Source organism: Sungkyunkwania multivorans (genome assembly GCF_042675645.1).
GTDB classification, from domain to species: Bacteria; Bacteroidota; Bacteroidia; order Flavobacteriales; family Flavobacteriaceae; genus Sungkyunkwania; species Sungkyunkwania multivorans.
Genome location: NZ_JBHTJH010000017.1, coordinates 564,228 through 589,710, shown reverse-complemented (window position 1 = coordinate 589,710; position 25,483 = coordinate 564,228). Strand labels below are relative to the sequence as shown.

The 25,483-nt window shown below is 41.2% G+C and carries 25 protein-coding genes; 17 read left to right on the top strand and 8 right to left on the bottom strand.

What is annotated here, in order from left to right; genetic code table 11:
- The first annotated feature begins 196 nt into the window (after window positions 1-196).
- From atpD to ACFQ1M_RS14080, 3 genes are all read left to right on the top strand, one after another.
- Window positions 197-1,705 (top strand): F0F1 ATP synthase subunit beta, encoded by a 1,509-nt coding sequence (atpD, locus tag ACFQ1M_RS14090; protein WP_386409291.1) that lies wholly within the window; start codon window positions 197-199, stop codon window positions 1,703-1,705.
- Between the two features lie 104 nt (window positions 1,706-1,809).
- Entirely contained in the window at window positions 1,810-2,088 is a 279-nt protein-coding gene (locus ACFQ1M_RS14085; protein ID WP_386409289.1) for a F0F1 ATP synthase subunit epsilon, read from the top strand.
- A 117-nt stretch (window positions 2,089-2,205) separates the two neighbouring features.
- The gene (locus ACFQ1M_RS14080; protein ID WP_386409287.1) at window positions 2,206-2,721 is read left to right on the top strand and encodes a hypothetical protein; all 516 of its coding nucleotides are present in this window, start codon (window positions 2,206-2,208) and stop codon (window positions 2,719-2,721) included.
- Between the two features lie 2 nt (window positions 2,722-2,723).
- Here the strand turns inward: ACFQ1M_RS14080 and ACFQ1M_RS14075 are convergent, their stop codons facing one another.
- From ACFQ1M_RS14075 to ACFQ1M_RS14060, 4 genes are read right to left on the bottom strand one after another with little or no spacing between them, the layout of a single operon-like run.
- Entirely contained in the window at window positions 2,724-3,257 is a 534-nt protein-coding gene (locus tag ACFQ1M_RS14075; RefSeq protein ID WP_386409285.1) for a GNAT family N-acetyltransferase, read from the bottom strand.
- Window positions 3,244-3,450, bottom strand: a complete 207-nt coding sequence (locus tag ACFQ1M_RS14070) for a helix-turn-helix domain-containing protein (RefSeq protein ID WP_386409283.1) — start codon at window positions 3,448-3,450, stop codon at window positions 3,244-3,246. Before ACFQ1M_RS14070 ends, ACFQ1M_RS14075 begins: the two co-directional genes overlap by 14 nt.
- A gap of 2 nt (window positions 3,451-3,452) precedes the next feature.
- Window positions 3,453-3,971, bottom strand: a complete 519-nt coding sequence (locus tag ACFQ1M_RS14065; protein ID WP_386409281.1) for a DUF2975 domain-containing protein — start codon at window positions 3,969-3,971, stop codon at window positions 3,453-3,455.
- 4 nt (window positions 3,972-3,975) lie between these two features.
- A complete protein-coding gene (locus tag ACFQ1M_RS14060) occupies window positions 3,976-4,506 on the bottom strand; it encodes a DUF2975 domain-containing protein (RefSeq protein WP_386409279.1) in 531 nt (176 codons plus the stop codon).
- 147 nt (window positions 4,507-4,653) lie between these two features.
- Here ACFQ1M_RS14060 and ACFQ1M_RS14055 point away from each other — a divergent pair, with 147 nt between their 5' ends.
- Both ACFQ1M_RS14055 and bioD read left to right on the top strand, forming a co-directional pair.
- Window positions 4,654-5,784 (top strand): aminotransferase class I/II-fold pyridoxal phosphate-dependent enzyme, encoded by a 1,131-nt coding sequence (locus tag ACFQ1M_RS14055; RefSeq protein WP_386409277.1) that lies wholly within the window; start codon window positions 4,654-4,656, stop codon window positions 5,782-5,784.
- A 197-nt stretch (window positions 5,785-5,981) separates the two neighbouring features.
- Window positions 5,982-6,602, top strand: a complete 621-nt coding sequence (gene bioD / locus ACFQ1M_RS14050; protein WP_386409275.1) for a dethiobiotin synthase — start codon at window positions 5,982-5,984, stop codon at window positions 6,600-6,602.
- On the opposite strand, the gene ACFQ1M_RS14045 is transcribed toward bioD, so the two are convergent.
- Entirely contained in the window at window positions 6,599-8,095 is a 1,497-nt protein-coding gene (locus ACFQ1M_RS14045; protein WP_386409273.1) for an ArnT family glycosyltransferase, read from the bottom strand. The genes bioD and ACFQ1M_RS14045 overlap by 4 nt on opposite strands.
- A gap of 52 nt (window positions 8,096-8,147) precedes the next feature.
- Here ACFQ1M_RS14045 and bioA point away from each other — a divergent pair, with 52 nt between their 5' ends.
- Together bioA and ACFQ1M_RS14035 are read left to right on the top strand one after the other, a co-directional pair.
- Window positions 8,148-9,422 carry an adenosylmethionine--8-amino-7-oxononanoate transaminase gene (bioA, locus tag ACFQ1M_RS14040; RefSeq protein WP_386409271.1) on the top strand — a complete coding sequence of 425 codons (1,275 nt, stop codon included), beginning with the start codon at window positions 8,148-8,150 and terminating at the stop codon, window positions 9,420-9,422.
- Between the two features lie 39 nt (window positions 9,423-9,461).
- Window positions 9,462-10,556 carry a hypothetical protein gene (locus ACFQ1M_RS14035; RefSeq protein ID WP_386409269.1) on the top strand — a complete coding sequence of 365 codons (1,095 nt, stop codon included), beginning with the start codon at window positions 9,462-9,464 and terminating at the stop codon, window positions 10,554-10,556.
- On the opposite strand, the gene ACFQ1M_RS14030 is transcribed toward ACFQ1M_RS14035, so the two are convergent.
- Complete coding sequence (locus tag ACFQ1M_RS14030; protein WP_386409267.1) at window positions 10,550-11,002, bottom strand: cytochrome c oxidase assembly factor Coa1 family protein; 453 nt, start codon at window positions 11,000-11,002, stop codon at window positions 10,550-10,552. The genes ACFQ1M_RS14035 and ACFQ1M_RS14030 overlap by 7 nt on opposite strands.
- A 281-nt stretch (window positions 11,003-11,283) precedes the next feature.
- Between ACFQ1M_RS14030 and ACFQ1M_RS14025 the strand changes: the two genes are divergently transcribed.
- From ACFQ1M_RS14025 to ACFQ1M_RS13985, 9 genes are all read left to right on the top strand, one after another.
- Window positions 11,284-12,441 carry a homogentisate 1,2-dioxygenase gene (locus ACFQ1M_RS14025; protein ID WP_386409265.1) on the top strand — a complete coding sequence of 386 codons (1,158 nt, stop codon included), beginning with the start codon at window positions 11,284-11,286 and terminating at the stop codon, window positions 12,439-12,441.
- Window positions 12,442-12,512: 71 nt separating this feature from the next.
- A complete protein-coding gene (locus tag ACFQ1M_RS14020) occupies window positions 12,513-12,992 on the top strand; it encodes a CCC motif membrane protein (protein WP_386409263.1) in 480 nt (159 codons plus the stop codon).
- A gap of 171 nt (window positions 12,993-13,163) precedes the next feature.
- Window positions 13,164-14,303, top strand: coding sequence for a 4-hydroxyphenylpyruvate dioxygenase (hppD, locus tag ACFQ1M_RS14015; RefSeq protein WP_386409259.1), 1,140 nt, complete (start codon window positions 13,164-13,166; stop codon window positions 14,301-14,303).
- Between the two features lie 375 nt (window positions 14,304-14,678).
- Complete coding sequence (locus ACFQ1M_RS14010; RefSeq protein WP_386409257.1) at window positions 14,679-15,494, top strand: DUF3108 domain-containing protein; 816 nt, start codon at window positions 14,679-14,681, stop codon at window positions 15,492-15,494.
- 7 nt (window positions 15,495-15,501) lie between these two features.
- Window positions 15,502-16,461, top strand: a complete 960-nt coding sequence (locus tag ACFQ1M_RS14005; RefSeq protein ID WP_386409255.1) for a tryptophan 2,3-dioxygenase family protein — start codon at window positions 15,502-15,504, stop codon at window positions 16,459-16,461.
- A 37-nt stretch (window positions 16,462-16,498) separates the two neighbouring features.
- The gene (locus tag ACFQ1M_RS14000) at window positions 16,499-17,785 is read left to right on the top strand and encodes a peptidoglycan DD-metalloendopeptidase family protein (RefSeq protein ID WP_386410878.1); all 1,287 of its coding nucleotides are present in this window, start codon (window positions 16,499-16,501) and stop codon (window positions 17,783-17,785) included.
- Window positions 17,766-19,412 (top strand): glucose-6-phosphate isomerase, encoded by a 1,647-nt coding sequence (pgi, locus tag ACFQ1M_RS13995; protein ID WP_386409253.1) that lies wholly within the window; start codon window positions 17,766-17,768, stop codon window positions 19,410-19,412. The genes ACFQ1M_RS14000 and pgi overlap by 20 nt, the downstream gene beginning before the upstream one ends.
- A gap of 157 nt (window positions 19,413-19,569) precedes the next feature.
- Window positions 19,570-22,176, top strand: coding sequence for a TonB-dependent receptor (locus ACFQ1M_RS13990; RefSeq protein ID WP_386409251.1), 2,607 nt, complete (start codon window positions 19,570-19,572; stop codon window positions 22,174-22,176).
- A gap of 98 nt (window positions 22,177-22,274) precedes the next feature.
- Window positions 22,275-22,709 carry a hypothetical protein gene (locus ACFQ1M_RS13985; RefSeq protein ID WP_386409249.1) on the top strand — a complete coding sequence of 145 codons (435 nt, stop codon included), beginning with the start codon at window positions 22,275-22,277 and terminating at the stop codon, window positions 22,707-22,709.
- A gap of 460 nt (window positions 22,710-23,169) precedes the next feature.
- On the opposite strand, the gene ACFQ1M_RS13980 is transcribed toward ACFQ1M_RS13985, so the two are convergent.
- Complete coding sequence (locus ACFQ1M_RS13980) at window positions 23,170-23,706, bottom strand: 3-hydroxyanthranilate 3,4-dioxygenase (RefSeq protein ID WP_386409247.1); 537 nt, start codon at window positions 23,704-23,706, stop codon at window positions 23,170-23,172.
- Between the two features lie 43 nt (window positions 23,707-23,749).
- The gene (locus ACFQ1M_RS13975; protein ID WP_386409245.1) at window positions 23,750-24,232 is read right to left on the bottom strand and encodes a CAP domain-containing protein; all 483 of its coding nucleotides are present in this window, start codon (window positions 24,230-24,232) and stop codon (window positions 23,750-23,752) included.
- Between the two features lie 180 nt (window positions 24,233-24,412).
- On the opposite strand from ACFQ1M_RS13975, the gene ACFQ1M_RS13970 reads away from it, so the two are divergent.
- On the top strand, window positions 24,413-25,474 hold the full coding sequence (locus ACFQ1M_RS13970; protein WP_386409243.1) for an isoaspartyl peptidase/L-asparaginase family protein: 1,062 nt from the start codon (window positions 24,413-24,415) through the stop codon (window positions 25,472-25,474).
- Window positions 25,475-25,483 lie beyond the last annotated feature (9 nt).

Below are 25,483 nucleotides of genomic sequence, written 5' to 3'. Positions count from 1 at the left end.
GTTCCCAACTTTAAAGATCAATTATCTCTCTAAGCTCGTATTTGATTCAAAAGAAAGCTTTATATACATACAGCGCAGCGACCAAAAAAATAAACTGAATAGGCTTTGTAATTTTAGGCAAAAGCCTATCTTTGCACCGCGAAAAAAGAGGATTTTTTCGTGCATACATTTTGATAAACATTAATATCCTTAAGTAATGTCAAAAGTTACAGGTAAAGTTGCTCAGATCATCGGCCCCGTTGTGGACGTTGAATTTGCTAGCGGAAGCGAGCTTCCAAAAATCTATGATTCATTAGAAATTGCTAAAAAAGATGGTTCTTTATTGGTATTAGAAGTACAGTCTCATATAGGTGAGAGTACGGTGCGCACCATCTCAATGGACTCTACTGATGGATTGAGCAGAGGTGTTGAAGTACTGGCAACTGGTAACCCAATACAAATGCCTATCGGAGATGATGTCTATGGACGTCTCTTCAATGTAATAGGTGACGCTATCGATGGATTAGGAGATTTGCCAAAAGAAGGTGCAGATGGGCTTCCTATTCACAGAGAGGCTCCAAAATTTGAAGATCTTTCAACTTCTACAGAAGTTTTGTTTACCGGTATTAAAGTGATCGACCTTATCGAGCCTTATGCAAAAGGTGGTAAGATCGGATTGTTTGGTGGTGCTGGTGTAGGTAAAACAGTATTGATCCAGGAGTTGATCAACAATATTGCAAAAGGACACGGTGGCCTTTCGGTTTTTGCCGGAGTTGGTGAAAGAACACGTGAAGGAAACGACCTCTTGAGAGAGATGTTAGAGTCGGGTATCATCAAATATGGTGACGACTTCCTACATTCTATGGAAGAAGGCGGATGGGACCTGCAAAAGGTTGACAAAGCCGCAATGAAAGAGTCAAAAGCGACTTTCGTATTCGGACAGATGAACGAACCTCCAGGGGCTCGTGCTCGAGTGGCACTTTCTGGTTTGACCATTGCTGAATATTTCCGTGATGGAGCTGGAGATGGACAAGGAAAAGATGTACTTTTCTTCGTAGATAATATCTTCCGTTTCACACAAGCAGGTTCTGAGGTATCTGCACTTCTTGGACGTATGCCATCGGCGGTAGGTTATCAGCCAACGCTAGCAACAGAGATGGGTGCGATGCAAGAACGTATCACCTCAACCAAAAAAGGATCTATTACTTCCGTTCAGGCGGTATATGTACCTGCGGATGACCTTACCGACCCTGCTCCTGCAACTACTTTTGCTCACTTGGACGCTACTACGGTATTGTCTCGTAAGATCGCCGAACTTGGTATCTATCCAGCGGTAGACCCGCTAGATTCTACTTCGCGTATACTTACTGCAGACATTCTTGGAAAAGACCACTATGAGTGTGCGCAACGAGTAAAGGAGCTATTACAGCGTTATAAAGAGCTTCAAGATATTATCGCTATCCTTGGTATGGAAGAATTGAGCGAAGAGGATAAGCTAGCCGTAGGACGTGCTCGTAGAGTACAACGTTTCCTATCTCAGCCTTTCCACGTAGCGGAGCAGTTTACAGGTATCCCTGGGGTATTGGTAGACATCAAAGAGACCATAAAAGGTTTCAATATGATCATGGACGGTGAGTTGGATCACTTGCCAGAAGCGGCCTTTAACCTTAAAGGTTCTATCGAGGAAGCTATCGAAGCGGGTGAGAAAATGCTTGCTGAGGCTTAATAAAAATCTGATTTGTCATTTCTGCGAAGGCAGGAATCCAATGATAATCTAGTAAATTTATAAAGATTCCCGCTTATGCGGGAATAATACTAACATATTGTTATATGTATTTAGAAATTGTAACACCAGAAGCTACCTTATTTAGTGGCGACGTTGAGTCGGTAGCAGTTCCTGGCACCAACGGCGAGTTCCAGATGCTGAATAACCACGCGCCTGTCGTCTCAACCCTTGGGAAAGGAACTGTAAAGATCTATGGTGACATTAAATTACATAAGGACGTTGCTGCAAAATTCACCAAAGGTGATAAGGACGCAACGCTTCTAGAAATCAACAGTGGAACTGTTGAGATGAAAGACAATAAAGTGATCGTACTTGCGGATTGAACCCTGTTTTCGACTTCCATACAATAAAACCTGTACAAAACGTACAGGTTTTATTGTTTACAGCCACGATCTAACATTGGAATTTAATTCCCAAACTATTTTGGTTAGTTTTGTAAAATGAATGGAAAGAATTTCATAATTTCTCAGGGAAATAGACCTTGGTGGCAGCTTATCATAGCTGCATTTTTTTTCACTGGTTCGCTCATCATTCTATATTATATTCTTAGCCATGTTCCCTTGAACAAGACAAGTGAGCAGCGCCACCTATTGGATGGATTTAAAATCTTAGTGCTCTGTTTGACCCTTGGGATTGGCTTTTCGGTCGTGAAAGATGTTCATATTGACCTAGATAAAGGATATTACAGGAACCTATACTCAGTTGGCCCTTTCAAATATGGAACGTGGAAACCTATCAAAAGAATTGAATATATTTCGGTCTTTAATCAAATAAAAGAGGATGGGAATTATGATCTGGAAGTGAACCTCTGGTACGACACCAACAAACATCTCAACCTATTTGTAATGTATGATATATACGAAGCATTGACTTTAGGAAAGGAATTGGCAGCAAAACTCAATACAAAATTACTTGACGCCACGATACCCAATGATTACAAGTGGGTAGAAGATTGACCTTATTTCCAATCCCAAGCTATAACCAGCCAATCATCTGAGGTTGAAAGTATTTCAAAACCAATCGCCTTATGAGCATTTAAGGAGCGTGTATTCTTTTTGTTCACCTCGGTGATAAGCATCTCAAAGTCCTTGCTCAAGGCTGCCCTCATATACTTGTACAAGTCTCTAAATATTCCCTTTCCACGATATTGCCGATCAATACACACCTGTCCCATTACCAAGTAGTCGGTGCTGGGCAATGCCTTTTCAATTTTTTGAAACATCGGGATGAGCAGTGGGATATCATCCCTAAAATACCGGGTCATGGAGAGCGCATACCCTACTACTTTAAAACCATCTTTGGCTATGATATGGCCACAGGCATCGTTCATTTGTTTTAGCGTCTCAAAATCATGGCGCAATGTTATGAAACCTTCCTTTTTTTGAATTTCAATAGACAAATCATCACGATGATTCTCTTGTTGAAGTGCTAGAATCTGACGGAGTTCATCATCTGAAGAGGCCTGCTTGTATGTGATCTCATTCTTCAACATATTCGAGAATATCCCCAGGTTGACAGTCCAGTTCTTTACAGATAGCTTCGAGTGTAGAAAATCGCACGGCCTTTGCCTTCCCCGATTTCAATATGGAAAGGTTGGCCGTTGTGATCCCGATTCGCTCGGCCAACTCTTTGCTTCGCATCTTTCGTTTGGCCAGCATTACGTCTAAATTTACGACAATTGGCATAATTATATGGTTAGTTCGTTTTCTTGTTCTAGCTCTCTGGCCCGAGAAAATACGTGACCGAAAAATATGAACAGCAGGCCGATGATGATCAAGAAGGCATAACTAAAATGATGTCCAATAATTAGATTAACGGTAGGTCTTCCCAAAATCGCCATGCCAATCATATGCTGAACTATCATGAGTACACTTGCCACTAGGAAAAGTATTCCAGCATTTCTAAAATTCCTGGTGACCGTGACCGAAAAGAACTCCTTTCTTACAAATGCTGCTACGATATTTCGAGCAAATAGAATTCCTAAGGCAAAAGGGATATAGGGAATGGTTTCGAAGAGCAAATGGAGTTGTACCAAGCGTACTGAGCTTTCAGTTTGGCCATAAGCCTCCAGCATCCAAAAATTACTCATTTCTTCTGGTGATTGAATCATAAAGATCAATCCTTCCCAAATATTATATGCCAGAAGCAATAAGAAAAATCCAAAGAATATATTGATCAATATTTTCAAAAGTGCTATTGTTTTCATGTTTTTATATTGTTAGGTCATTTTCATTTTTTAGTGCCCTCGCGCGTTTAAAAATTTCGGCGAGTAGATAGAATGCCAGCCCGGCGGGTATCAAATAGGTGAGTTCCTCTTTAAGCTCAAATAGCATCTTAAAACTATACGATCCCACAACGGCTAGCAACGTCTTGAGAACAAATGTTCCAATGGTATAAGAAATGAAGATATCTCCTATTTTCTTAAAGTCGGAAATCACTCTTTTTCCAAAGTAATTTTGCTTTTCTATTTCGGAAATGATACTGATGAACTTGGTAAAGCCATAGATGAGATATCCTCGCCAAAAGAAGAGCGCCCCACTTATTACATAATAGCTCCACTCTATAAGATTACTTCGTGAAAACCACGAACTATTCCTATCTGCAGCACTTGCCCAACTACTAAATGACCTAAATCGCTCATAATTGAACTCTCTGATATCGTTTAATAGAACCGAGACCGCCAAAAATACAATGGCATAGGCAAAAAAATGGAGCAAGGTTATCTTATTTTTTATATCCATAATCTTAAATTATTGTTGTTTAACGATAACAAATATAAAATTAATTATTGATAAACAATAATTTTTTTATTTTTTTTGATAATTTCTATTGTAAAAATATGATCATTGCTCAAACAAAGATGCCGAGGATTGTAGTATTTTAGCTTTATGGGCCAACTTCCAGAAAAGCTTTTGCGAAAGTTAGAATTACGAAAAGAAAACAATGCTTTTCGTCAGCTTCCTAACAACAACAGTTTGGTAGATCTCTCGTCGAATGATTATCTGGGACTTGCCAAAAATGAAGCTCTCTATGACAGTGCCCATAAGCTATTGGTCGACCAATCGATGAAATTAAATGGTGCCACAGGTTCAAGATTGCTTTCAGGGAATCATCCTTTATATGATAGGGCCGAGTTGATGATAAGCAAATTCCACCAAGCTGAAGCTGCCCTCATCTTTAACAGTGGCTATGATGCTAACATTGGGCTTTTCTCCTCAGTGCCCCAACGTGGGGATATCATTCTATATGACGAATTGATCCATGCGAGTATCAGGGATGGTATTAAGATGAGCAATGCCAAGGCTTACAAGTTTAGGCATAACGATATTGCCGATATAGGTGAGATATTGAAAAAATTGCAACAAGCCGAAGCAATATATGTCGTCACCGAGTCTGTTTTTTCTATGGATGGAGATACTCCGGACCTAAAAAAGCTAGCAGCATTTTGTCATGCCAATAACTTGAAACTCATTGTCGATGAAGCACATGCTGTAGGAGTATTTGGCTTTGGTCTAACACAAGAAAATGGTATAGCACAACACATCTTCGCTACTGTGATCACTTTTGGGAAGGCACTTGGATGCCACGGAGCTGCTATTTTGGGTAGCACAGCGCTCAAAGACTATCTCGTCAACTTTTCAAGAAGTCTCATCTATACTACAGGACTTCCGCCACATTCACTTGCTACGATCCTGTCGGCTTATGAGATCCTAGAGCAGGATATACGTATTGTAGAAAGACTCAGGGAAAACATTGAGTTCTTCAATATGCAGATCGAAGAATTACAAATACGGCCTCTTTTCATTCCTAGTGAATCTTCCATTCATTGCGCCATTATACCAGGCAACAAAAAGGTGAAAGAGATTGCTAAAAAAATTCAGGAAAAGGGGTTTGACGTCCGCGCCATTTTATCACCAACCGTTCCAGAGGGTGCGGAGCGTCTTCGATTCTGCCTTCATAGTTATAATAGTAAAGAAGACATCTCTGGCGTTTTACAGCTACTTATCGATCTCATTTAAGGTTATCGCTTTATATTAGCTCTTGAAGAAACTTTATTTTTCATAACCTAGGTGAAGACTCTATCAAAAAATTTTAGCATATTTTCATGCTTCTTTGCAAAATCTATAATTCTGAAAACTAAGTGTTTAATTTTATCAACTATTCTCTAGCTTTGTAACATTATTGCTATACTTGATCTGATGCTTGTGGATTCCCTATGAAAAAGAAAATATTTGTTACCGGTATTTCAACTGACGTCGGAAAGACCATCGCCTCAGCAATTATCGTAGAGGCGTTGGAGGCGGATTATTGGAAGCCGATTCAGGCTGGCGAGTTGGAGAACTCTGATTCTCACAAGGTAAAAAACCTGATTTCCAATGGAAATTCGGTCATCCACCCAAACAGCTATGCGCTTCGAACACCTATGAGCCCTCATGCAGCGGCTCATATTGAGGGTGTTGAAATTTCTATAGATAAGATCACAGAACCTCGAACCAAAAATAATTTGGTCATTGAAGGGGCGGGTGGTTTGCTTGTTCCTTTGAACGACAAACACACCATTTTAGACCTCATGCAACCAACCGACAAAGTGATCGTGGTCTCTAGACACTATTTGGGAAGTATTAACCACACCCTATTAACGGTGGGATTACTGAAAGATATTGGTCGAGATGTACACATACTTTTTAGCGGGAAAGAAAATACGTACACCGAAAGCATCATCAAGAAGATGTCGGGTGTGCCCGTTATCGGGCGCATCGATGAAGAACAGACGTTCAATAAAGAAGTCATCGCTTCCTATGCCGAAAAGTTTAAGCACACCTTGATCAGTATTTAATCATCGATGGGTTTTCTTTTAAAAACATACCCCTGTCCAATAGTGTCGGTCAATTCATAATCGTTATCTAGGAAATATTTGAAATAGACGTCCTCAGGGTCTTCTTTATCCAAGAAAAAATGATATCGATACTTTGTGATCACAAACGTAGGTCGCAATTTCTTCATTATATGATCGATCTCCTCCATCGCATTCTTTCGAGGATTATTCATAAAAGGATATAGATCGTCCCTCACTATATTTGATGGATGCGTCACGGCCATGGTTATTGGTTCTGTATCAAGTAACCAATATCCGATATGATAATTGATAAAATAGACACTTTCGACATCGCCATATTTTTCTGTTAGATGAACAGGAATCTCTATCCCTTCTCCATTATACAAAGACTTGCCAGCTACCGCTCTTTTTCCGATCAACATATATTCTTTGACAGCTTCCGCTTGTACTCCCAATAAAAATATGATCAACAGTGGCCTATAATTAAATTTAGGCATTCGTGTACAGGCGATGCAAACGAATATCACCAGAATGGCATGTGCCTGGATCAAGTAGTGCCCATTTAGTTTGCCGATCTTCACAAAAGAAAACAGTATTCCCGCGAGTGCCAATAGCAACATGAACAGATACTTTCGCTGGGTAGCCATGACCTTCCAACGTTCACTTTTCAACACAAAGAAAGCAGAAAGCAGGAGCATCGGTACGACGATCATCAGGGTCTTGAGGAAATTCCCATCTTTGGCAGCGTTATATTGAAGGGATGCTGCTATCACCGAATTCCACCAGATCTCTGAAATGTTATTTAGGTGGTAGGGAAGATAGGTGCTCCCTATAGGAATGGCGATTCCAAGAGAAAAGTACAACGAACTAATGATCAGCCCTTTTCCTCTCTTGTCTTTATAGGCTAAGTAAAGGGCATACGTACCGACCAGCAAAACGGCATATGCAAGATTGATCTTCATCATCAAGGCGGCGCCGAACAACAAGCCCGACCACAAAAAACGAAGGGTGTTATCGTTACGGATCAACACCCAGATAGCGGGAACAAAGAAGATCATTGATAAATGTTCAGACATCACGCCCTGCAAACTTCCGAAGGCACTAGAAAAGATGACATAGAGAATTCCAGACCAAAGGCCGACACGGCAGCTATGAACTTTACTTCCGATCCTTTCGACAAAGAAGGACGTGATCGCGACGACTAGGACGCCTGCCAATCGTATCGCGAAAAAGCTCTTTCCAAAGAAGTAAATGATTGCTGCAAAGAAAGCAAAAACCAATGGGGGCTTTAGATCCCAAAGCATTGTGTAAGGCAAATTTCCATCGACCCAGGCCTGCCCCATCAAAATGAAGGTGCTCTCATCTTTGTCGATATAATCCCTGAAGAAAAAGGGAAAGCGCATTACAAGTGCCAACAACGCAAACACCGTAAAAAGAATTCTACCACTTATTTTTTTCTTGGGAAGAAGATGGGTGAAAAGGTTTTTCAGCATGCCAGTAACTAATTATTTCCGCATCTTTGTAAAAGTAACTAAAATGACGTTGATGGCAACAAAAAACCTTTCTGAAAGAGACCAAAAACACCTGTGGCATCCACTCACCCAACACAAGTTACATTCAAAGATGCTGGCCATCACCAAGGCAAAAGGAGCTGTGCTTTGGGACGAAAACGGCAAGGAATATGTCGACGGCATTGCTTCGTGGTATACCAGCATGTATGGTCATTGTAACCCGTATATCACTGGCAAGGTTACCGAGCAAATGCAAACGCTTGATCAAGTAGTGTTCAGTGGTTTTACCCATGAGCCAGCCGTGCAGCTTTCAGAGGCTTTGATAGAGATACTTCCAAAAAATCAGCAAAAACTTTTCTTTTCAGACAATGGGTCCACTGCCACGGAGATCGGTCTTAAGATGGCGTTGCAATATCATTTTAATAAAGGCGAAAAACGAAATACCCTAGTCGCCTTTGAAGAAGGGTTTCATGGCGACACCTTTGGTGCGATGTCGGTCTCTGGACTTTCGGTATATAACGGTCCCTTTGAAGAATTTTTCATTCAGGTAGCACGAATTCCAGTACCCGATGGCTCCAACGATCAAGAAGTGTATGAGCAATTAGAATCACTGATCGAAAAAGAAAATATCGCCGGTTTTATCTATGAGCCTTTGGTACAGGGAGCAGCAGCCATGAAGATGCATCATGCCAAAGGGCTCTGCCGACTTTTGAGGCTTTGTAGCGAACATGATGTGATCACCATCGCAGATGAGGTGATGACGGGATTTGGCAAAACAGGGAGTTACTTTGCTAGCGACCATATGTTAAACAAACCAGATGTGATCTGCATGAGCAAGGCCTTGACAGCCGGTTTGGTGCCTATGGCCATTACAAGTTGTACCCAAAAGGTGTATGATGCCTTTTATAGTGATGATATAGCGAAAGGGCTTTTTCATGGCCACACCTATACCGCAAATCCGTTGGCTTGCTCCGCGGCCTTGGCTGGGATAGAGCTCTTGAGGTCGAAAGAGATTCAAGATAATATTACGCGCATCATCAGATCGCACCAGGCCTTTGACGAACAGATCAAACACCACAAGAAAGTAGCCTCAACAAGGCAATGCGGCATCATTTACGCTCTGGACCTGAATGTGAAGATGGATCGCTACGGTAACCTTCGAGACCGGTTATTCGATCACTTTATGAAACATGGCGTCTTTTTGCGGCCTTTGGGAAATACCATTTATATCTTGGCACCTTATATAATTACAGACCAACAATTAAGGCATATCTATGACGCTATCGAGGCCGCTTTGGAGCTGGTTTAGGCATGGTAGTTGATATTATACCTTCCAAAACCATAAAATATGAGGATAATTACTCTTTTACTAATCATTGCCACTCTCTTTACCAGCTGTAAAAAAGACCCTTCAGAAAAACTACTCTTTGAAGTTCTTAAAGAAAATGAAGTTACTGCCCAAAATTTTACAGTCCCTTCGAACGGCACCCAGTTGGTTGTAGGAGATAGAGGAACTAGAATCTATGTAAATCCTGAAAATCTCATCTCGGAGAACGGAGAAATTGGTGACAGCATTACTGTTTCATTGACAGAGCTCACTACCAAAGAAGAGCTACTCAAAGCGAATGCTCAGACCGTTTCTAATGGAAGATGGTTAATATCTGGTGGTGCCTATCGCATAGCAATGTATTCAAACGGAGAGGCTCTAAAAATCAAAGAAGGGAAAAGTATTAAGGTGGAATTTCCTCGAATCGCTGAGGAGCCTATGCAACTATTTTATGGGGAGCGTGAAAACAACGAATATATGAATTGGAAGGAGTCTGACGTATCACTGCAAGACAAAAAATATCCTGTTATTCTTCATAGAGACTTTTCATATTTGGCATTCGACGAAGCCTACGCAATATACAGACTAATAGATTCCGTAAATATTGACACCTTAAAGCGGCAATCAATCAGTGAATTTAGAACGTCTTATAAAAATGCTGATTCATTGGTTGTGATCAACGACACTTTGCATGCGTATACAAGCGTCGCTTTGCGAACCATCCAAATAGATCGATCCATTCAACTTATAGATCAACTATATGAGGTGGTATATCTCAAAAAACTGGATTGGATCAACGTGGATAGGTTTTACCCTAAAAATTTAGAGCGTGTGACACTGGAGATTGAAGTCGAAAAGGATGCCTTTTTTTCGCAGCTTTATTTATTGGATAAAACCCAAAACACCGTTTTAAATTTATTTGAGAATACCGAAGGAAAGATCATCGTTGACATCCCTATCAATGTATCATTCGACCTGATAATTCTTGCTATAAAAGATGAGAAGATTTTCGGCTCGAGAGAAACAATCTCCATAAGCTCCTCTCAAAAGTACCGCCCTTCGCTCAAAAAAATGACAAAGGAAGAATTGAACAAACTCTTTGATTTGAATCAATAGTTATCAGGGGCGATTTCCCGCTCAACATTCTCCATCAAATCGATCACCTCAGCGGTCTTATCAAGCGATAGTTTCATCTCGGTATAAGTCCACTCTTCATCCTCACCGGTAGCATTCACATACAGCAGGCCACTCCCCTTGGGTCCCGCGACAGGCACTTTTATCTCTGCAGATTTTTGACCGTTGTTCCATCGGTAATTGCCTTGGATCACTCCATCCTTTTTTATGGGTGTCCCCAACTGTTCTGTGATATATCCATCTGCGTTCGCCTTCTCTAATGCCACTTGGTAGGGCTCTGATTTCTCTAAAGCATTGGTAACGCCAAAGAATACACTGCCGATAAAAACCACAAATAGAATGATCATTGTTAAACAGCCTCCAAGTGGCACAAACCATTTCCAATTGCGTTTCCACCAACTTTCCTCTTTGATCAATTCGTTATCCATAATTAGGTCATTTTGTTTAATATGTAGGTCACATTCGAACTTTGTTACAAAGTAAGAGAATTCGATTTTTATTAAATTACCATTCAAGCGTTTTATTTCCGATATTTGTAAGACATGAAAAGTATTTGGCAAGGACTTTTATCGCATTTGAACTACCTGATCAAACGCAATCCTGAGTGAGGTTCGTAGAAATTTGACATAATTGAAATGATGTCAGTTAAATTTTTTGACAAACCCACCATTTTCAAATTTTCTAATCTTGTAACTTTCAAATTAACACTATGCCATTCTATCATCAACTAGGAAACATTCCACCCAAAAGACATACCATCTTTCGCAAACCAAATGGCGACCTGTATTATGAACAATTGTTTGGCACGATCGGTTTTGACGGGATGTCGTCAAATATATATCACGAGCATCGACCTACACAGGTCAAAGAAATAAGGGCCCAATATAGCGTTGCTCCAAAGGTGGCAAAGGCCAACAATATGCAATCCTATCGTTTCCGAGGATTTCAAGTCCCGCCAGAAAACGATTATTTAAAGAGCCGCAAGGTGGTTTTGACCAATAGTGACTGCAACATCATCCTTGCTGCACCAAAGCATAGCACCAAAGATTACTTTTACAAGAACACCGACGCTGACGAACTCATCTTTATCCACAAGGGAACTGGAAAACTTCGCACTTTTTTAGGAAACTTGGATTTCAAATATGGCGACTATCTTCTGGTGCCAAGAGGTGTCATCTATAAGTTAGATTTTGATACCGAAGACAATCGTCTATTCATCGTGGAATCGTATCGACCCATCTACACGCCTAAGCGATACCGTAATTGGTTTGGGCAATTATTAGAACATTCACCATTCTGCGAACGCGATATTCGAAGACCTCAAGAGTTAGAGACCTACGATGAAAAAGGGGAATTCTTGATCAAAGTAAAAAAGCAAGATGATATCTTTGATATGGTCTATGCAACACATCCATTCGATGTGGTGGGCTATGATGGTTTCAATTATCCCTACGCCTTCAGCATACACGATTTTGAACCCATTACCGGACGAATTCACCAACCACCACCAGTGCATCAGACCTTTGAGACCGATGCCTTTGTAGTATGTAGTTTTGTACCGCGCCTCTATGATTACCATCCGCAAAGCATTCCAGCGCCATATAACCATAGCAACATCGATAGTGATGAAGTATTGTATTATGTAGATGGGGACTTTATGAGCAGAAATGATATCGAGGCTGGCCATATTTCCTTACATCCTGCAGGAATTCCGCATGGGCCACATCCAGGTGCTGTGGAGCGAAGCATTGGGCAAACCGAAACCGAGGAACTCGCCGTGATGGTCGACACCTTTAAACCGTTGAAGGTCACGGAGGAAGCACTGAAAATTGCGGACGATACATATTTTAGATCGTGGTTGGAATAATCGCTTGAAAAATAAAAGTTTGGATTCTTTTGAGATTGGCTATTTTTGATCTTTCAATCTAATCGTTTAAGATGAACAATCAAAAATTACCTGCAGATTCAACTTCCTTAGTTCTTTCTATAATCGCAGCCGTCATTGTTTTTGTTGGTTGTTGCTGCGGAATTGGCCCGGTGATCGCCCTTACGCTGGCCATAATCGCCTTGTCGATGGCCAACAAGAGCCTGAAACTCTTTAGAGAGGCCCCAGAAAACTTTAGTCCTCAGAGCAGAGGTAATGTAAATGCCTCTAGGATCATCAGCATCACCGCCATCATCATCTCAGGGGTCCAGTTGCTTTTTTGGATCGGCTATTTCATCTTCTACGGTACTATCGTGGGCACAGCCCTTTACGATGCTGCTCAGCGTGATGCCTTTGAGGATGATTACAACTATGAAGAGTACAATGATTCATTGGATAACGACAATGATTGGGAATACTACGAATCCGAAACCCTTGAAAAAGATACTTTGAAGATAGATACCATTGAAATCGAAGTAATCGAGGAAAACTAAAAAAGAGTTGGTATCTTTATAAGGAGATAAGAACTCGTTATTTTGAAACATCTTTTAGATGCTAAATTTTAGAGTAGACATAACGCCTCATCTTAGAGCCATGTGGTAATTTGAATGTGCCTTTTCAATCATTCAGATCATTTATTTTTTAATCTATCAAACAAAAGAACAATGGCAACAGATACAACATCACAACAACTTGAAAAGATAGTTCCGGAAGCGGAAGATTTTCTCCCACTTTTGGGCACCGATTATGTAGAACTTTATGTGGGCAATGCAAAACAGGCTGCACACTATTATCAATCTGCCTGGGGATTTCAACCAGTAGCGTATGCGGGGCTTGAAACAGGAGTTAAAGACCGGGTGAGTTATGTTTTACAACAAGATAAGATCCGTTTGGTATTGACTTCTCCTCTGCAATCTGGAGGAGAGATCAATCAACATATAGACGCGCATGGCGATGGCGTAAAGGTCGTGGCCCTTTGGGTCGATGATGCCACCAAAAGTTACCAAGAGACCACCAAAAGAGGTGCCAAATCCTATATGGAGCCAAAGACCGTAAGCGATGAAAACGGTTCTGTGACGCTTTCGGGCATACATACCTATGGGGAAACCTTACACATCTTTGTAGAAAGAAAAAACTATAAAGGCGTATTTATGCCAGGATTCAAGCCTTGGAATCCAGATTATAAGACCGAAGAAGTAGGTCTCAAGTATATCGACCATATGGTCGGCAATGTGGGCTGGAACGAGATGAACAAATGGTGCGAGTTCTATGCCAAGGTGATGGGGTTTGCACAATTGATCTCTTTCGACGACGACGATATCTCTACAGAATACACGGCCTTGATGAGCAAAGTAATGAGCAATGGCAATGGCCGAATCAAATTTCCTATCAACGAACCGGCCGAAGGTCGCAAAAAATCACAGATCGAAGAATACATCGATTTTTACAACGGTGCCGGAGTGCAACACATCGCCTTGGCTACAGATAATATCATTGAAACTGTAACTCAACTCAAGAATAGAGGGGTAGAATTCTTGTACGTCCCAGAAAACTATTATGACGACGTGCTGGACAGGGTGGGAAAGATCGATGAGGACCTGGCTCCATTAAAGGAGTTAGGAATTTTGATCGACCGCGACGAGGAAGGCTATTTGCTACAATTGTTTACTAAGCCCGTCCTGGACCGTCCAACGATGTTCTTCGAGATCATTCAAAGAAAAGGGGCGCAATCCTTCGGAAAGGGTAATTTCAAAGCTTTATTTGAAGCGATAGAGCGTGAACAAGAGATGCGAGGAACGTTATAAAAACTTCATTTTCTTGAAAACTTCTCAATAAATGCCTTCTCAGCATGCATTACTGATAAAAGTATGTTAAAGTTCATTTACTATGCGTACATAATAAAATTCGTGTCGTAAATTTGCAGCCGCAAAAGCGGGTGGTTCCCTTTTGCAAACTTTAAGTGAAGTTTTCATAATTTAAAGTTTTGGTTGGTTAATGAAAGGCCTGGTCGTAGCACCGGGCCTTTCTATTTTATCTCCCTTTCTACCCGTCGAACGCACTTCCCATATTTGAGCCTTCCCTCAATAATTTGAATTTTTGGAACAATCCTTGTTAATGCTTTAACACACATATAAGATTATGTGCTTGATTTTATTATTTTTACACCTACTTATTCTATTATGAAAAGGATTTTTGTCATATTATCAATCGTCTTAATTGCCTCAGCACATGGACAATCGCAAGTGACCAGCAACAAACTGGCGCCTTTGAGATTGAAGGAAAGTGCCTTTCAATCCGGAGAGTGGTTTCAGTTTAGAATTCACTATGGAATATTCAACGCAAGCTATGCGACTTTAGAGGTAAAAGAAAAGAACTTGGATGGAAAAGATGTTTTCCATGTAAAAGGTTATGGACGCACTACTGGTCTCGCCCGACTTTTCTTTAGGGTCGAGGATCATTACGAGAGCTATTTCGATAAGGCAACCGGCCGGCCGTATAAATTTGTCAGGAATATAGACGAGGGCGGATATACCAAAGATATTGAGATCAACTTTGATCAGTCCACCAATACAGCACACGTAAATGATAAGAAGCACAAGCAGAAGACTTCTCATGCCGTTGGCCGGGACGTGCAAGATCTGCTATCTGCATTCTATTACTTGAGGAACAACTACGATATAAGCGACATCAAAGTTGGTGAATCTATTGAGTTGGATATGTTCTTTGATAAGGAAACCTTTAAGTTCAAGCTAAAATATTTAGGAAAGGAGACCATCAGAACTAAATTTGGGAAGGTCGAGTCGCTAAAATTTAGACCGTATGTCCAAGCTGGAAGGGTCTTTAAAGAACAGGAGAGTTTGACACTTTGGGTCTCTAATGATAAGAATAAAATTCCATTACGAATCAAAGCCGATATCGCGGTAGGCTCTATAAAGGCAGACCTGAACGCCTTTAAAGGACTTAAGCATTCTTTTAAAATAAAGGTCAAAAAATAGACATAACATGGAGATTACACCAGAGATCGCCAAAAAGATTGAAAAGCTACAAGAAAAATTTGCGAATTCTGGTCAGGATATGGGCTCCTATTTAGATGGCCTATTACATCAACGCTATCTGACCTATTGGGATTATATTCATCTAGATACCTTATTAAGCCTACAGATTCCGCGTACCTATTTTCCTGATGAAGAGATCTTTATCATGTATCATCAGATCACAGAGCTTTACTTTAAACTTATCATTCACGAGCAAAAACAGATCATCGACGACAAGCTCCAACGCGCCGAGTTCTTCATCAACCGAATAGGTCGTATCAACAATTATTTCAAGGCCTTGATCTCTTCCTTCGAAATTATGATCACTGGCATGGAGCGAGAGCAATTTTTGCATTACCGCATGTCGCTCTTGCCCGCAAGCGGATTTCAATCGGCCCAATATAGAATGATCGAATTCTATTCCACCCCGATTATCAATTTGGTACATCACACGCAAAGAGCCAGCTCTTCTTCTAAAAGCAGTTTGGAAGAACTCTACGAGGACATCTATTGGAAAAAAGGAGCGACCGACTTGAAAACAGGGGAAAAGACGCTCACGCTGAAACAATTTGAATATCGCTACACGCCGCGTTTTATGCGAATAGCCAAAGCGGTCAAGGACACCACTATCTACGATAAATACCTGCAACTACCCGAAGAGATCAAACAAAACGAACATCTTATAAAAGCATTGAGGGAACTCGATCTGAATGCCAATGTGAATTGGCCATTGATGCATATGGGATCGGCCTACAGATATTTGCGGAAGGATAAAAAAACCATCGATGCCACTGGAGGAACGAACTGGAAAGACTTTTTACCTCCTAGTTTTCAGAAGATCATCTTTTTTCCAGATATTTGGACCGAAAATGAGAAGGAGGATTGGGGAAAACAATGGGTAGAACATGTTTTTAATCCTGATAAATAAATTTAAAGCATTGAAAAAGGTAGTATGGAGCTTGCTAATGATACTTTCATTGGCTGCATGTAAGAAGGAGACAAAAGTAACAGCCCCTGTTGCGGTTGAAGAAGCGCCCGTGGTTGAGCCCGTTAAAGTGATGGAGTTTGGTTTTGATCTGAACAACTACGTAGTAAAACGAGACACCATAAGGTCTGGCGATAGTTTTGGAGAGATCCTGGAACGAAATAATATTGGCTATCCCAAAATCTTTCAAATAGCAGAAAACGCTAAAGACACTTTCGACATCCGAAGACTTCAAGTAGGCAAACCCTATACGCTATTATGCTCTAAAGGCGATTCCCTTCAGCGTCCACAATGTTTTATCTATCAACCCAATCGCGTGGAATACGTGGTGATCGACTTCCAAGATTCTATCAAAACCTATATCGACAGAAAACCGATAAGGATCGAAGAGAAAACCGCCTCTGGTATCATATCGGGATCTTTGTATCAAACGATGGTAGATCAAGGATTAAGTCCGATCCTAGCCTATGACATGAGCGATATCTATGCATGGACGATCGATTTCTTTCGCATACAAGAAGGCGATAAATTCAAGGTGATCTATACCGAAAAGTTTATCAATGACTCGATCAGTGTAGGAATTGACGATATCAAAGCTTGTTATTTTGAACACGTAGGAGAACCGATATATGCATTTCGCTTTCAAACGGATAGCATCAAAGGGATCGTGGACTATTTTGACGAGAATGCGAAGAATTTGAGAAGAGCATTCTTAAAAGCACCTGTGCAATTCAGTCGAATTTCGTCAAGATATAATCTTAAGAGAAGGATCCGTTACTACGGAAACAGAATACGGCCGCATCGTGGAACAGATTTCGCTGCGCCTGTTGGTTCTCAGATCCTAGCGACCGCCAGCGGAACAGTCATCAAATCTGAAAGAAGAGGTGGAAACGGCAACTATGTAAAAATCAAACACAACAATACCTACAGCACCCAATACCTTCATATGAAGAAACGCAAAGTGAAGGTCGGAGACTTTGTAAAACAAGGGGATGTCATTGGCTGGGTAGGGATGACCGGTAATACAAGTGGGCCGCATGTCTGTTATCGCTTCTGGAAAAATGGCCGAGAGGTCGATCCTTTCAAGCAAAAGCTACCAGATGCAGACCCGATCAGTGATTCACTAAAAACACGGTACCTAGAGTTTATTGAAGGCATCAAAATACAATTAGACGGTATCTCCTATCCAGAAATAGAAGAATTAAAAGACAACGAAGAACTAATCATCGACACCATACAACAACAAAATGCCATTACAAAGCCATAACCCTACCGCACTCAACCACTGGAACGCTCTTAAAGACCACTTTGAAGATATAAAAGATATTGAAATGAAAAAGCTCTTTGCTAGTGATCCTGGTAGAGCAGAAGAATTCAGTATCAAATGGGAAGATTTTTATGTCGATTATTCAAAAAATAGAATCACCGGCAAAACCCTAGAACTACTGTTAAAACTTGCAGAGGAAGCGTCGCTGAAAGACGCCATCTCCAAGTATTTTGCGGGAGACAAGATCAACGAAACAGAAGGTAGGGCTGTACTGCATACCGCACTTAGAGCGAAGAAAGAGGCTTCCATATCAATAGATGGCACCAATGTGGTTCCTGAAATCTATGAAGTAAAGCAAAAGATCAAAGCCTTCTCAGACGCTGTTATTTCAGGAGCCAAAAAAGGACACACCGGAAAAGCTTTTACAGACATCGTAAATATCGGTATTGGCGGTTCTGACCTTGGTCCAGCGATGGTCACAGAGGCATTGAAGTTCTACAAGAACCACCTTCATGTTCATTTTGTGTCTAATGTCGATGGAGATCATGTCCAAGAGGTCATTAAGAATTTAAATCCAGAGACCACCTTGTTCGTGATCGTCTCAAAGACCTTTACCACTCAAGAAACATTAAGCAATGCTACCACCATTCGCAATTGGTTCCTACGATCTGCGGATGAGAAAGCCATTTCATCGCATTTTGCCGCAGTTTCCACCAACCTTCCAAAGATCGCCGAATTTGGTATTGACAAAGAAAATGTCTTCCCCATGTGGGATTGGGTAGGCGGTCGTTTCTCTCTTTGGAGCGCTGTCGGACTCTCCATTAGCTTAGCCGTCGGTTACGATAATTTTGATCGCCTGCTTCAAGGAGCCAATGCCATGGATGAGCATTTCAAAAATGAGGATTTCGATAAAAATATACCTGTTATCCTAGCCTTGTTGAGTATTTGGTATAACAATTTTTTTGATGCCGAAAGCGAAGCGATCATTCCTTATACACAATACCTCAATCGTTTTTCTGCCTACCTCCAGCAGGGAATTATGGAGAGCAATGGAAAAAGTGTGGACAGAAACGGACATCGCGTCAATTATGAGACCGGCACCCTAATTTGGGGAGAACCAGGCACCAATTCGCAACATGCTTTCTTTCAATTGATCCATCAAGGAACAAAATTGATTCCTGCGGATTTTATCGGCTTTATTAACTCATTGCACGGAGACAGAGATCACCACAACAAACTAATGGCGAATTTCTTTGCGCAGACCGAGGCACTGCTCAACGGAAAGACCAAAGCAGAGGTCTTGGAAGAGCTAAATGCCAAAGATATGGATGACGCCTCCATAGAAAAATTACTTCCTTACAAGGTCTTCGAAGGCAATAAGCCTACCAATACCATTCTTATCGACCGACTAACTCCGAATAACCTTGGAGCGTTGATCGCCCTTTACGAACACAAGATCTTCGTTCAAGGTGTCATTTGGAATATTTTTAGCTACGATCAATGGGGCGTCGAACTCGGAAAACAGCTCGCCAACAATATTTTAGTAGACATCGAAAGCGATGAGATTGCGAAACATGACTCCTCTACATTAAATCTTCTAAAATTCTTCAAGAAAAATCAAAAATAGCTGTTGATAATTTACCTGATAAATTGAAGTCAGCTACTAATCAGGCTGTTAGATTTACCCCTATTTTTGTGGATAAATGTTAAGATATTTAACATTTACTTAATATGCAAAATCGCAATTAGTAAGACTTTTGCGGTGGAAAATAAACTAAACACAAATGAGATTATTTAAACAGTTCTTTTCGTTTGCAGCGCTTGTTCTTATGGCGTCCGCAACGTTCGCACAAGGAGTGATTTCGGGTACGGTCGTAGATGGTGACCTTCGCGAACCGCTTCCAGGTGCGACAGTAATGGTAAAGGGTACCAACAATGGTACCACTACCGATTTTGATGGTAAGTTCCAGTTAGAGGTGAGTAGCGCTAGCGGAACTATCGTTGTTTCTTATGTAGGGTTTACGGCGAAAAACGTTGCCTTCTCGGCAGCTGGTAACTTGGGAACAATTACACTCCAACCAGGCAATGAACTCGAAGAGGTTGTTGTTATCGGATCTGGTATTATTGACTTGGCAGAGGATAGACAAACGCCGATCGCGGTATCTACCGTTACAGCAGATGTAATTCAAGAGAAGATCGGAACTCAAGACATCACCATGACCTTGGTAAACACACCTTCTGTTTACGTATCTGGTCAAACAGGTGGTTTCGGAGATTCTAGAATTAGCGTTCGAGGTTTTGGTCAGGACAACACGGCTTACCTTTTGAATGGACAACCGATCAACTCTATGGAAGATGGAAGAATGTTCTGGTCCAACTGGTCTGGAATGTCAGATATCGCTAACGCGATCCAAATTCAAAGAGGTCTTGGATCTTCCAAATTGGCTATTTCTTCTGTTGGTGGTACGGTCAACTTCGTTACTAAAACGACTTCTATGAGAGAAGGCGGTTTTGCACAAACCGGTATTGCCAACGACAACTATTTGAAGACCACAGCTGCTTATAACACTGGTATTTCTGAAAGTGGATGGGGCTTTAGCACCTTGCTTACTCACTGGCAAGGAGATGGATATAACGACGGTACTTTTGGAGAAGGACAAGTTTATTTCTTCTCTGTTGGATATCAGCCAAATGACAGACACAGTTTTAACTTCTTGATCACAGGTGCTCCACAAAAGCACGATCAAGCATTTAGAGAGCGTATCTCTACCTACTTAGAAAGAGGAAGAAGATACAATGGTAACTGGGGATTCTTAGACGGACAGTATAAAACTGAACGTGCAAACTATTACCACAAACCAGTAGCCAACCTTAACTGGGATTTCAATATCGATGAGACTACCAGCTTATCTTCTGTGTTGTACGCATCTTGGGGTAGAGGTGGTTCTGTTGGACCAAGAGGAAACTTCATCCCACGAGTTAATGGCCAGAAAGACTTTGATGCAGCAGTTGCTCAGAATGAGGCTATCTCAACTGGTGTTGGTGGCTTCGGCGTGGCATCCATCTTAAGAAACTCTGTTAACAACCACAACTGGTATGGTATCGTTTCTAACTTGAACAAAGAGCTTACCGAAAATATTGATTTGAACGTAGGTGTCGATCTAAGAACATATAAAGGAGATCACTACAGACAAGTACATGACTTTTTAGGTCTTAACACTTGGACTGAAGATAGAGAGATCCTTGAAGAGAACAGTGTGATCCCTACGGGACAGACCATTCCTGTATTCGCAACTAGAGCTGGTAAAGCCAACCCATATTGGGCTACTTTCAACACCGTTGACGAAGAACACAGAATCAACTATGATTATAGCGAAAGAATTTCTTATGGAGGTCTATTTACACAGATAGAATACGCCAATGACAGTTTTTCTGCTTTCTTCCAAGGTTCTGTATCCAACCAATGGCACCAGCGTTGGGATAGATATCAGTACCTAGATGGTCAAGAAGAATCTGAAAAGGTTTCAAACTTTGGATTTAACGTTAAGGCAGGTGGTAGTTACAAGTTAAATGAAAACAACAGTTTTTATGTGAATGCTGGTTACTACTCTAGACAGCCTTATCACGATAACATCTACTTGAACTTTACCAACTTTGTGAATCCATTGACAGAGAATGAAAAAATTCTAGGTCTCGAAGCTGGATATGCATACAGCAGCCAGTTCTTTAGTGCCAACTTGAACCTTTATAGAACAAGCTGGGAAGATCGTGTTACTACGGATAGTACCGTGGACAATGTAACCAATATGATCTCATTCTTCACCAATCAAGGCGTAAAGCAGTTGCACACTGGGGTAGAATTCGATTTCGTTGCACGCCCAACGAGTATGCTAGACCTTAGAGGTTTTGCTTCTTTTGGTAATTGGGAGTATGTAGACAACATCATCGTTTTCGAAAGAGATGAAGATCAAAATGTAGTAAGCGAAACGGTTACGGACGTTGACGGCGGTAAAGTTGGTGACGCAGCACAGGTATCGGCTGGTCTTGGTCTAGTATTCAAGCCTGTCCAAGGATTGAGCTTCGATGCAGATTATAGATATTACGATAAGCTTTATGCAAACAGAACATTGAAGGAAAATCTCGAATTGCCTTCATATGATATTCTTGATGTTGGAGCAGCGTACAGATGGTCTGTTGGAAAAGAAAAGGACAAGTCTGTCAGCCTACGATTGAATGTCAACAACGCTCTGCATGAGATCTATCTTGTGGAATTAAGTGATGCTAGACAAGCAAATCCTGGTGATGACACCTACAAAGGAATCAACACGAGCAACAGGGGACAGTTTGGATGGGGTAGAACTTGGAACTTCACAGTTAGATATAAATTCTAAATCATTAGAATAGTCCATAAAAGATGCCCGGCCAATTTGGCCGGGTTTTTTTATACGTCATAAATAGTATCTTTGTTTAACTAAAAAACTAAACCACTATGCACGAAGCTGTACTCTTTCTTCATTCTTATTGGGCCTATCTAGTATTATTGATACTTATCATTGCTACCATTAATGCCATCGCAAAGTTTTCAAACAAAAAGGAATTTAACGCCAAAGACCTGCGTATTTCGCTTTTTGCTTTGATCGTTTCACATATTCAACTGCTTATCGGAATTGTTCTGTATTTTGTGTCTCCCAGATTTAGTCTTTGGACTGATCCCAATGTCAACGTGATGAAAGACAGTCTTACCAGATTGTATCTTGTAGAACATCCTTTTACGAATATACTAGCAATCGTATTTATCACTATGGGATGGTCCAAGCATAAAAAGAAGGTCAATTCGACTCAGAAGTTCAAGGTCATCAGCATCTTCTATGGTCTAGGCCTTATTCTTTTGCTCTCTAGAATTCCTTGGGATAGCTGGATTTAAGCAACTTCGGAATCATCAAAATATTTGCCTATCGTACTTGCGCGCTAAGCAATCACCGTAAGAATATCATAGATCTTTCTAAGAAAGTAATGTAAATAACCGTTAGCACATTACTTAGACTATGTGCTCCCCTCTCCAATGGAGAGGGGTTTGGGGGTGAGGCTCGCTCTCTAGAATTCCTTGGGATAGCTGGATTTAAGCAACTTCGGAATCATCAAAATATTTGCCTATCGTACTTGCGCGCTAAGCAATCACCGTAAGAATATCATAGATCTTTCTAAGAAAGTAATGTAAATAACCGTTAGCACATTACTTAGGCTATGTGCTCCCCTCTCCAATGGAGAGGGGTTTGGGGGTGAGGCTAGCTCTCTAGAATTCCTTGGGATAGCTGGATTTAAATCATACCTCGGATAACAATACAGGCCTAGGGTTTAAACCCTAGGCCACAAAATATTGATATTCAATCCTCAGTAAAACGCGGATCCACTGGCATTACCTCACCACATTGGTCGCAGGTTCGTAATTCTTCGGACGAATAGAAATCCTTAAAATGCTGTAAAAAATCCTTTTCGATATCATGCAACGGGAAATAGACCGCATGTAATTGGTTATTGCAATGGTCGCAAAACCAAAGCAGTCCATCCTCACCTTCGAGATTGTCTCGTTTTCGTTCTATTACCAAGCCGATCGAGCCCGCTTTTCTCTCTGGAGAATGCGGTACTTTGGCAGGATGCAGATACATATCCCCTGGCCCTAGCTTCATGGTTCTCTTCTGCCCGTCTTCTTGTATATGTACTTCAATATTTCCCTCTAACTGATAAAAAAGCTCTTCGGTCTCATTGTAATGATAGTCTTTACGAGCATTAGGCCCTGCAACCACCATCACAATATAGTCTCCAGCATCCTTGTAAAGATTTTTGTTCCCCACGGGTGGTTTTAGGCTATCCCGATGCTCCTCGATCCATTCATTAAGGTTAAATGGTTTTCTTATGCGCATAACTACAATTTTTTGTAGCCTAAAAGTACAAGAATATTTGTATTTATTTCCGAAGAAAGAGTTGGGTGTAATAGTAGACCCCTTGATCATTCTTTATCGCACTGATGCCGATATGGGTATAATTACCTTCGATATTGGCCTTATGTCCACTACTGTTTAACCATGCCGTCATCACACTTTGAGCCGAAGGCTGCCCTGCCGCCACATTTTCCCCAACGCCATAGGCATTGGCCTCTCGCTGCAGTTGTTCGGCTCTCTGATCAAAATATTCATGGCTGATATCGTTTTGTGATATCATATATAAGGTGTGATCTCTGGCGAGCTCTTCCGCCAAGTTATTTTTGGTTAACACAGATTTTCCAATTGATTGTCTATGCTGATTGACCAACTGCAAAATTTCGGATTCTACCGTATTCGCAGATGGCAACTGTTGAAGTTGTATTTCCTCTTCGGTGCTTTCGGAGGAACACGACGCAAACATCAATATGAGCAAGATGTATTTAAATAGATGTGCAGGAGATCTCATAGCTTTAAAATGATTTGGGTGTTTTTCTTAAAACAGATTCTCATTCAATTTAGTACACATTTACGAAAAAAGTATACGCTTACAAAGTTATACGCACTGCATAGGACTTTTGGTCGTCGAATTTCTTAACTTTATTGCAAGCAGCAAATCCAAAAAAACCCAACCAGTAAATACTTACAAATGAAAAAAACACTCTTATTATGTTCTTTTCTTCTTCTGGCGATGTCCTGTAAACAAGAGAAAGCAACCACTAAAGATATTGCCGAATCCTCGGTAAAACCAAACATGGAAAATTTTGGGATCGTCATTCATGGGGGAGCCGGAACCATCTTGAGAAAAAACATGACCCCAGAAAAAGAGGCTGCCTATAAGGCAAAACTCGAAGAGGCCATCAAAGTTGGGTACGATATTCTGAAAAAAGGCGGCAGTAGCCTCGACGCTGTTGAAAAAACTATCAATGTATTGGAGGATTCTCCCTTATTCAATGCAGGTAAAGGTTCGGTATTTACCAATGAAGGAAAAAATGAGCTCGACGCGTCGATCATGGATGGTCAGACCCTAAATGCGGGTGCAGTTGCTGGCGTGACCACGGTAAAGAATCCGATCAATTTGGCCCGCGCTGTAATGGAAAGATCAGAACATGTGATGTTCGCTAGAAAAGGGGCAGAACAGTTTGCCAAAGAACAAGGCCTGGAACTGGTTGCTCCTGAATATTTCTATACTGAAGAACGTATGAAATCATTGAAACGCGCTCAAGAACGCGAAAAAGTAGCGCTCGATCATGATGATCAGACCGCCTTTTACGACCCTGCAATCAAAGATTCAAAATTCGGAACCGTAGGCTGTGCAGCCTTAGATAAAAATGGGAATCTCGCCGCTGGAACCTCAACCGGAGGGATGACCAATAAAAGATGGGGACGTGTAGGCGATGCTCCCATTATCGGTGCCGGAACATATGCGAATAATGCCTCCTGTGCCGTTTCCTCTACGGGATGGGGAGAATTTTACATTCGAGGTGTGGTTGCCTATGATATTTCCGCAATGATGGAATATAAGGGGATCTCGCTTCAGGAAGCTGCCAAAGAGGTCATCCAAAAAAAACAACCCGAATTGGGTGGTAGCGGTGGTATCATCGCCATTGACCATAATGGAAATGTGGCCATGGAATTTAACACCGCCGGGATGTACCGAGCATCCATGAACTCGGCAGGCGACCTCTATGTCGGCATCTATCAAGAATAACTCAACTCC

Coding starts and splice junctions, on each gene's coding strand:
- ACFQ1M_RS14055 (WP_386409277.1), top strand. CDS start 4,654: ATGGGCCAACTTCCAGAAAAGCTTTTGCGAAAGTTAGAATTACGAAAA.
- ACFQ1M_RS14000 (WP_386410878.1), top strand. CDS start 16,499: ATGATACTTTCATTGGCTGCATGTAAGAAGGAGACAAAAGTAACAGCC.
- ACFQ1M_RS14020 (WP_386409263.1), top strand. CDS start 12,513: ATGAACAATCAAAAATTACCTGCAGATTCAACTTCCTTAGTTCTTTCT.
- ACFQ1M_RS14025 (WP_386409265.1), top strand. CDS start 11,284: ATGCCATTCTATCATCAACTAGGAAACATTCCACCCAAAAGACATACC.
- ACFQ1M_RS14080 (WP_386409287.1), top strand. CDS start 2,206: ATGAATGGAAAGAATTTCATAATTTCTCAGGGAAATAGACCTTGGTGG.
- bioA (WP_386409271.1), top strand. CDS start 8,148: ATGGCAACAAAAAACCTTTCTGAAAGAGACCAAAAACACCTGTGGCAT.
- ACFQ1M_RS14035 (WP_386409269.1), top strand. CDS start 9,462: ATGAGGATAATTACTCTTTTACTAATCATTGCCACTCTCTTTACCAGC.
- pgi (WP_386409253.1), top strand. CDS start 17,766: ATGCCATTACAAAGCCATAACCCTACCGCACTCAACCACTGGAACGCT.
- ACFQ1M_RS14045 (WP_386409273.1), bottom strand. CDS start 8,095: ATGCTGAAAAACCTTTTCACCCATCTTCTTCCCAAGAAAAAAATAAGT.
- bioD (WP_386409275.1), top strand. CDS start 5,982: ATGAAAAAGAAAATATTTGTTACCGGTATTTCAACTGACGTCGGAAAG.
- ACFQ1M_RS14030 (WP_386409267.1), bottom strand. CDS start 11,002: ATGGATAACGAATTGATCAAAGAGGAAAGTTGGTGGAAACGCAATTGG.
- hppD (WP_386409259.1), top strand. CDS start 13,164: ATGGCAACAGATACAACATCACAACAACTTGAAAAGATAGTTCCGGAA.
- ACFQ1M_RS13985 (WP_386409249.1), top strand. CDS start 22,275: ATGCACGAAGCTGTACTCTTTCTTCATTCTTATTGGGCCTATCTAGTA.
- ACFQ1M_RS14070 (WP_386409283.1), bottom strand. CDS start 3,450: ATGCCAATTGTCGTAAATTTAGACGTAATGCTGGCCAAACGAAAGATG.
- ACFQ1M_RS13990 (WP_386409251.1), top strand. CDS start 19,570: ATGAGATTATTTAAACAGTTCTTTTCGTTTGCAGCGCTTGTTCTTATG.
- ACFQ1M_RS14005 (WP_386409255.1), top strand. CDS start 15,502: ATGGAGATTACACCAGAGATCGCCAAAAAGATTGAAAAGCTACAAGAA.
- ACFQ1M_RS13970 (WP_386409243.1), top strand. CDS start 24,413: ATGAAAAAAACACTCTTATTATGTTCTTTTCTTCTTCTGGCGATGTCC.
- ACFQ1M_RS14075 (WP_386409285.1), bottom strand. CDS start 3,257: ATGTTGAAGAATGAGATCACATACAAGCAGGCCTCTTCAGATGATGAA.
- ACFQ1M_RS14065 (WP_386409281.1), bottom strand. CDS start 3,971: ATGAAAACAATAGCACTTTTGAAAATATTGATCAATATATTCTTTGGA.
- ACFQ1M_RS13980 (WP_386409247.1), bottom strand. CDS start 23,706: ATGCGCATAAGAAAACCATTTAACCTTAATGAATGGATCGAGGAGCAT.
- ACFQ1M_RS14085 (WP_386409289.1), top strand. CDS start 1,810: ATGTATTTAGAAATTGTAACACCAGAAGCTACCTTATTTAGTGGCGAC.
- ACFQ1M_RS14060 (WP_386409279.1), bottom strand. CDS start 4,506: ATGGATATAAAAAATAAGATAACCTTGCTCCATTTTTTTGCCTATGCC.
- ACFQ1M_RS13975 (WP_386409245.1), bottom strand. CDS start 24,232: ATGAGATCTCCTGCACATCTATTTAAATACATCTTGCTCATATTGATG.
- ACFQ1M_RS14010 (WP_386409257.1), top strand. CDS start 14,679: ATGAAAAGGATTTTTGTCATATTATCAATCGTCTTAATTGCCTCAGCA.
- atpD (WP_386409291.1), top strand. CDS start 197: ATGTCAAAAGTTACAGGTAAAGTTGCTCAGATCATCGGCCCCGTTGTG.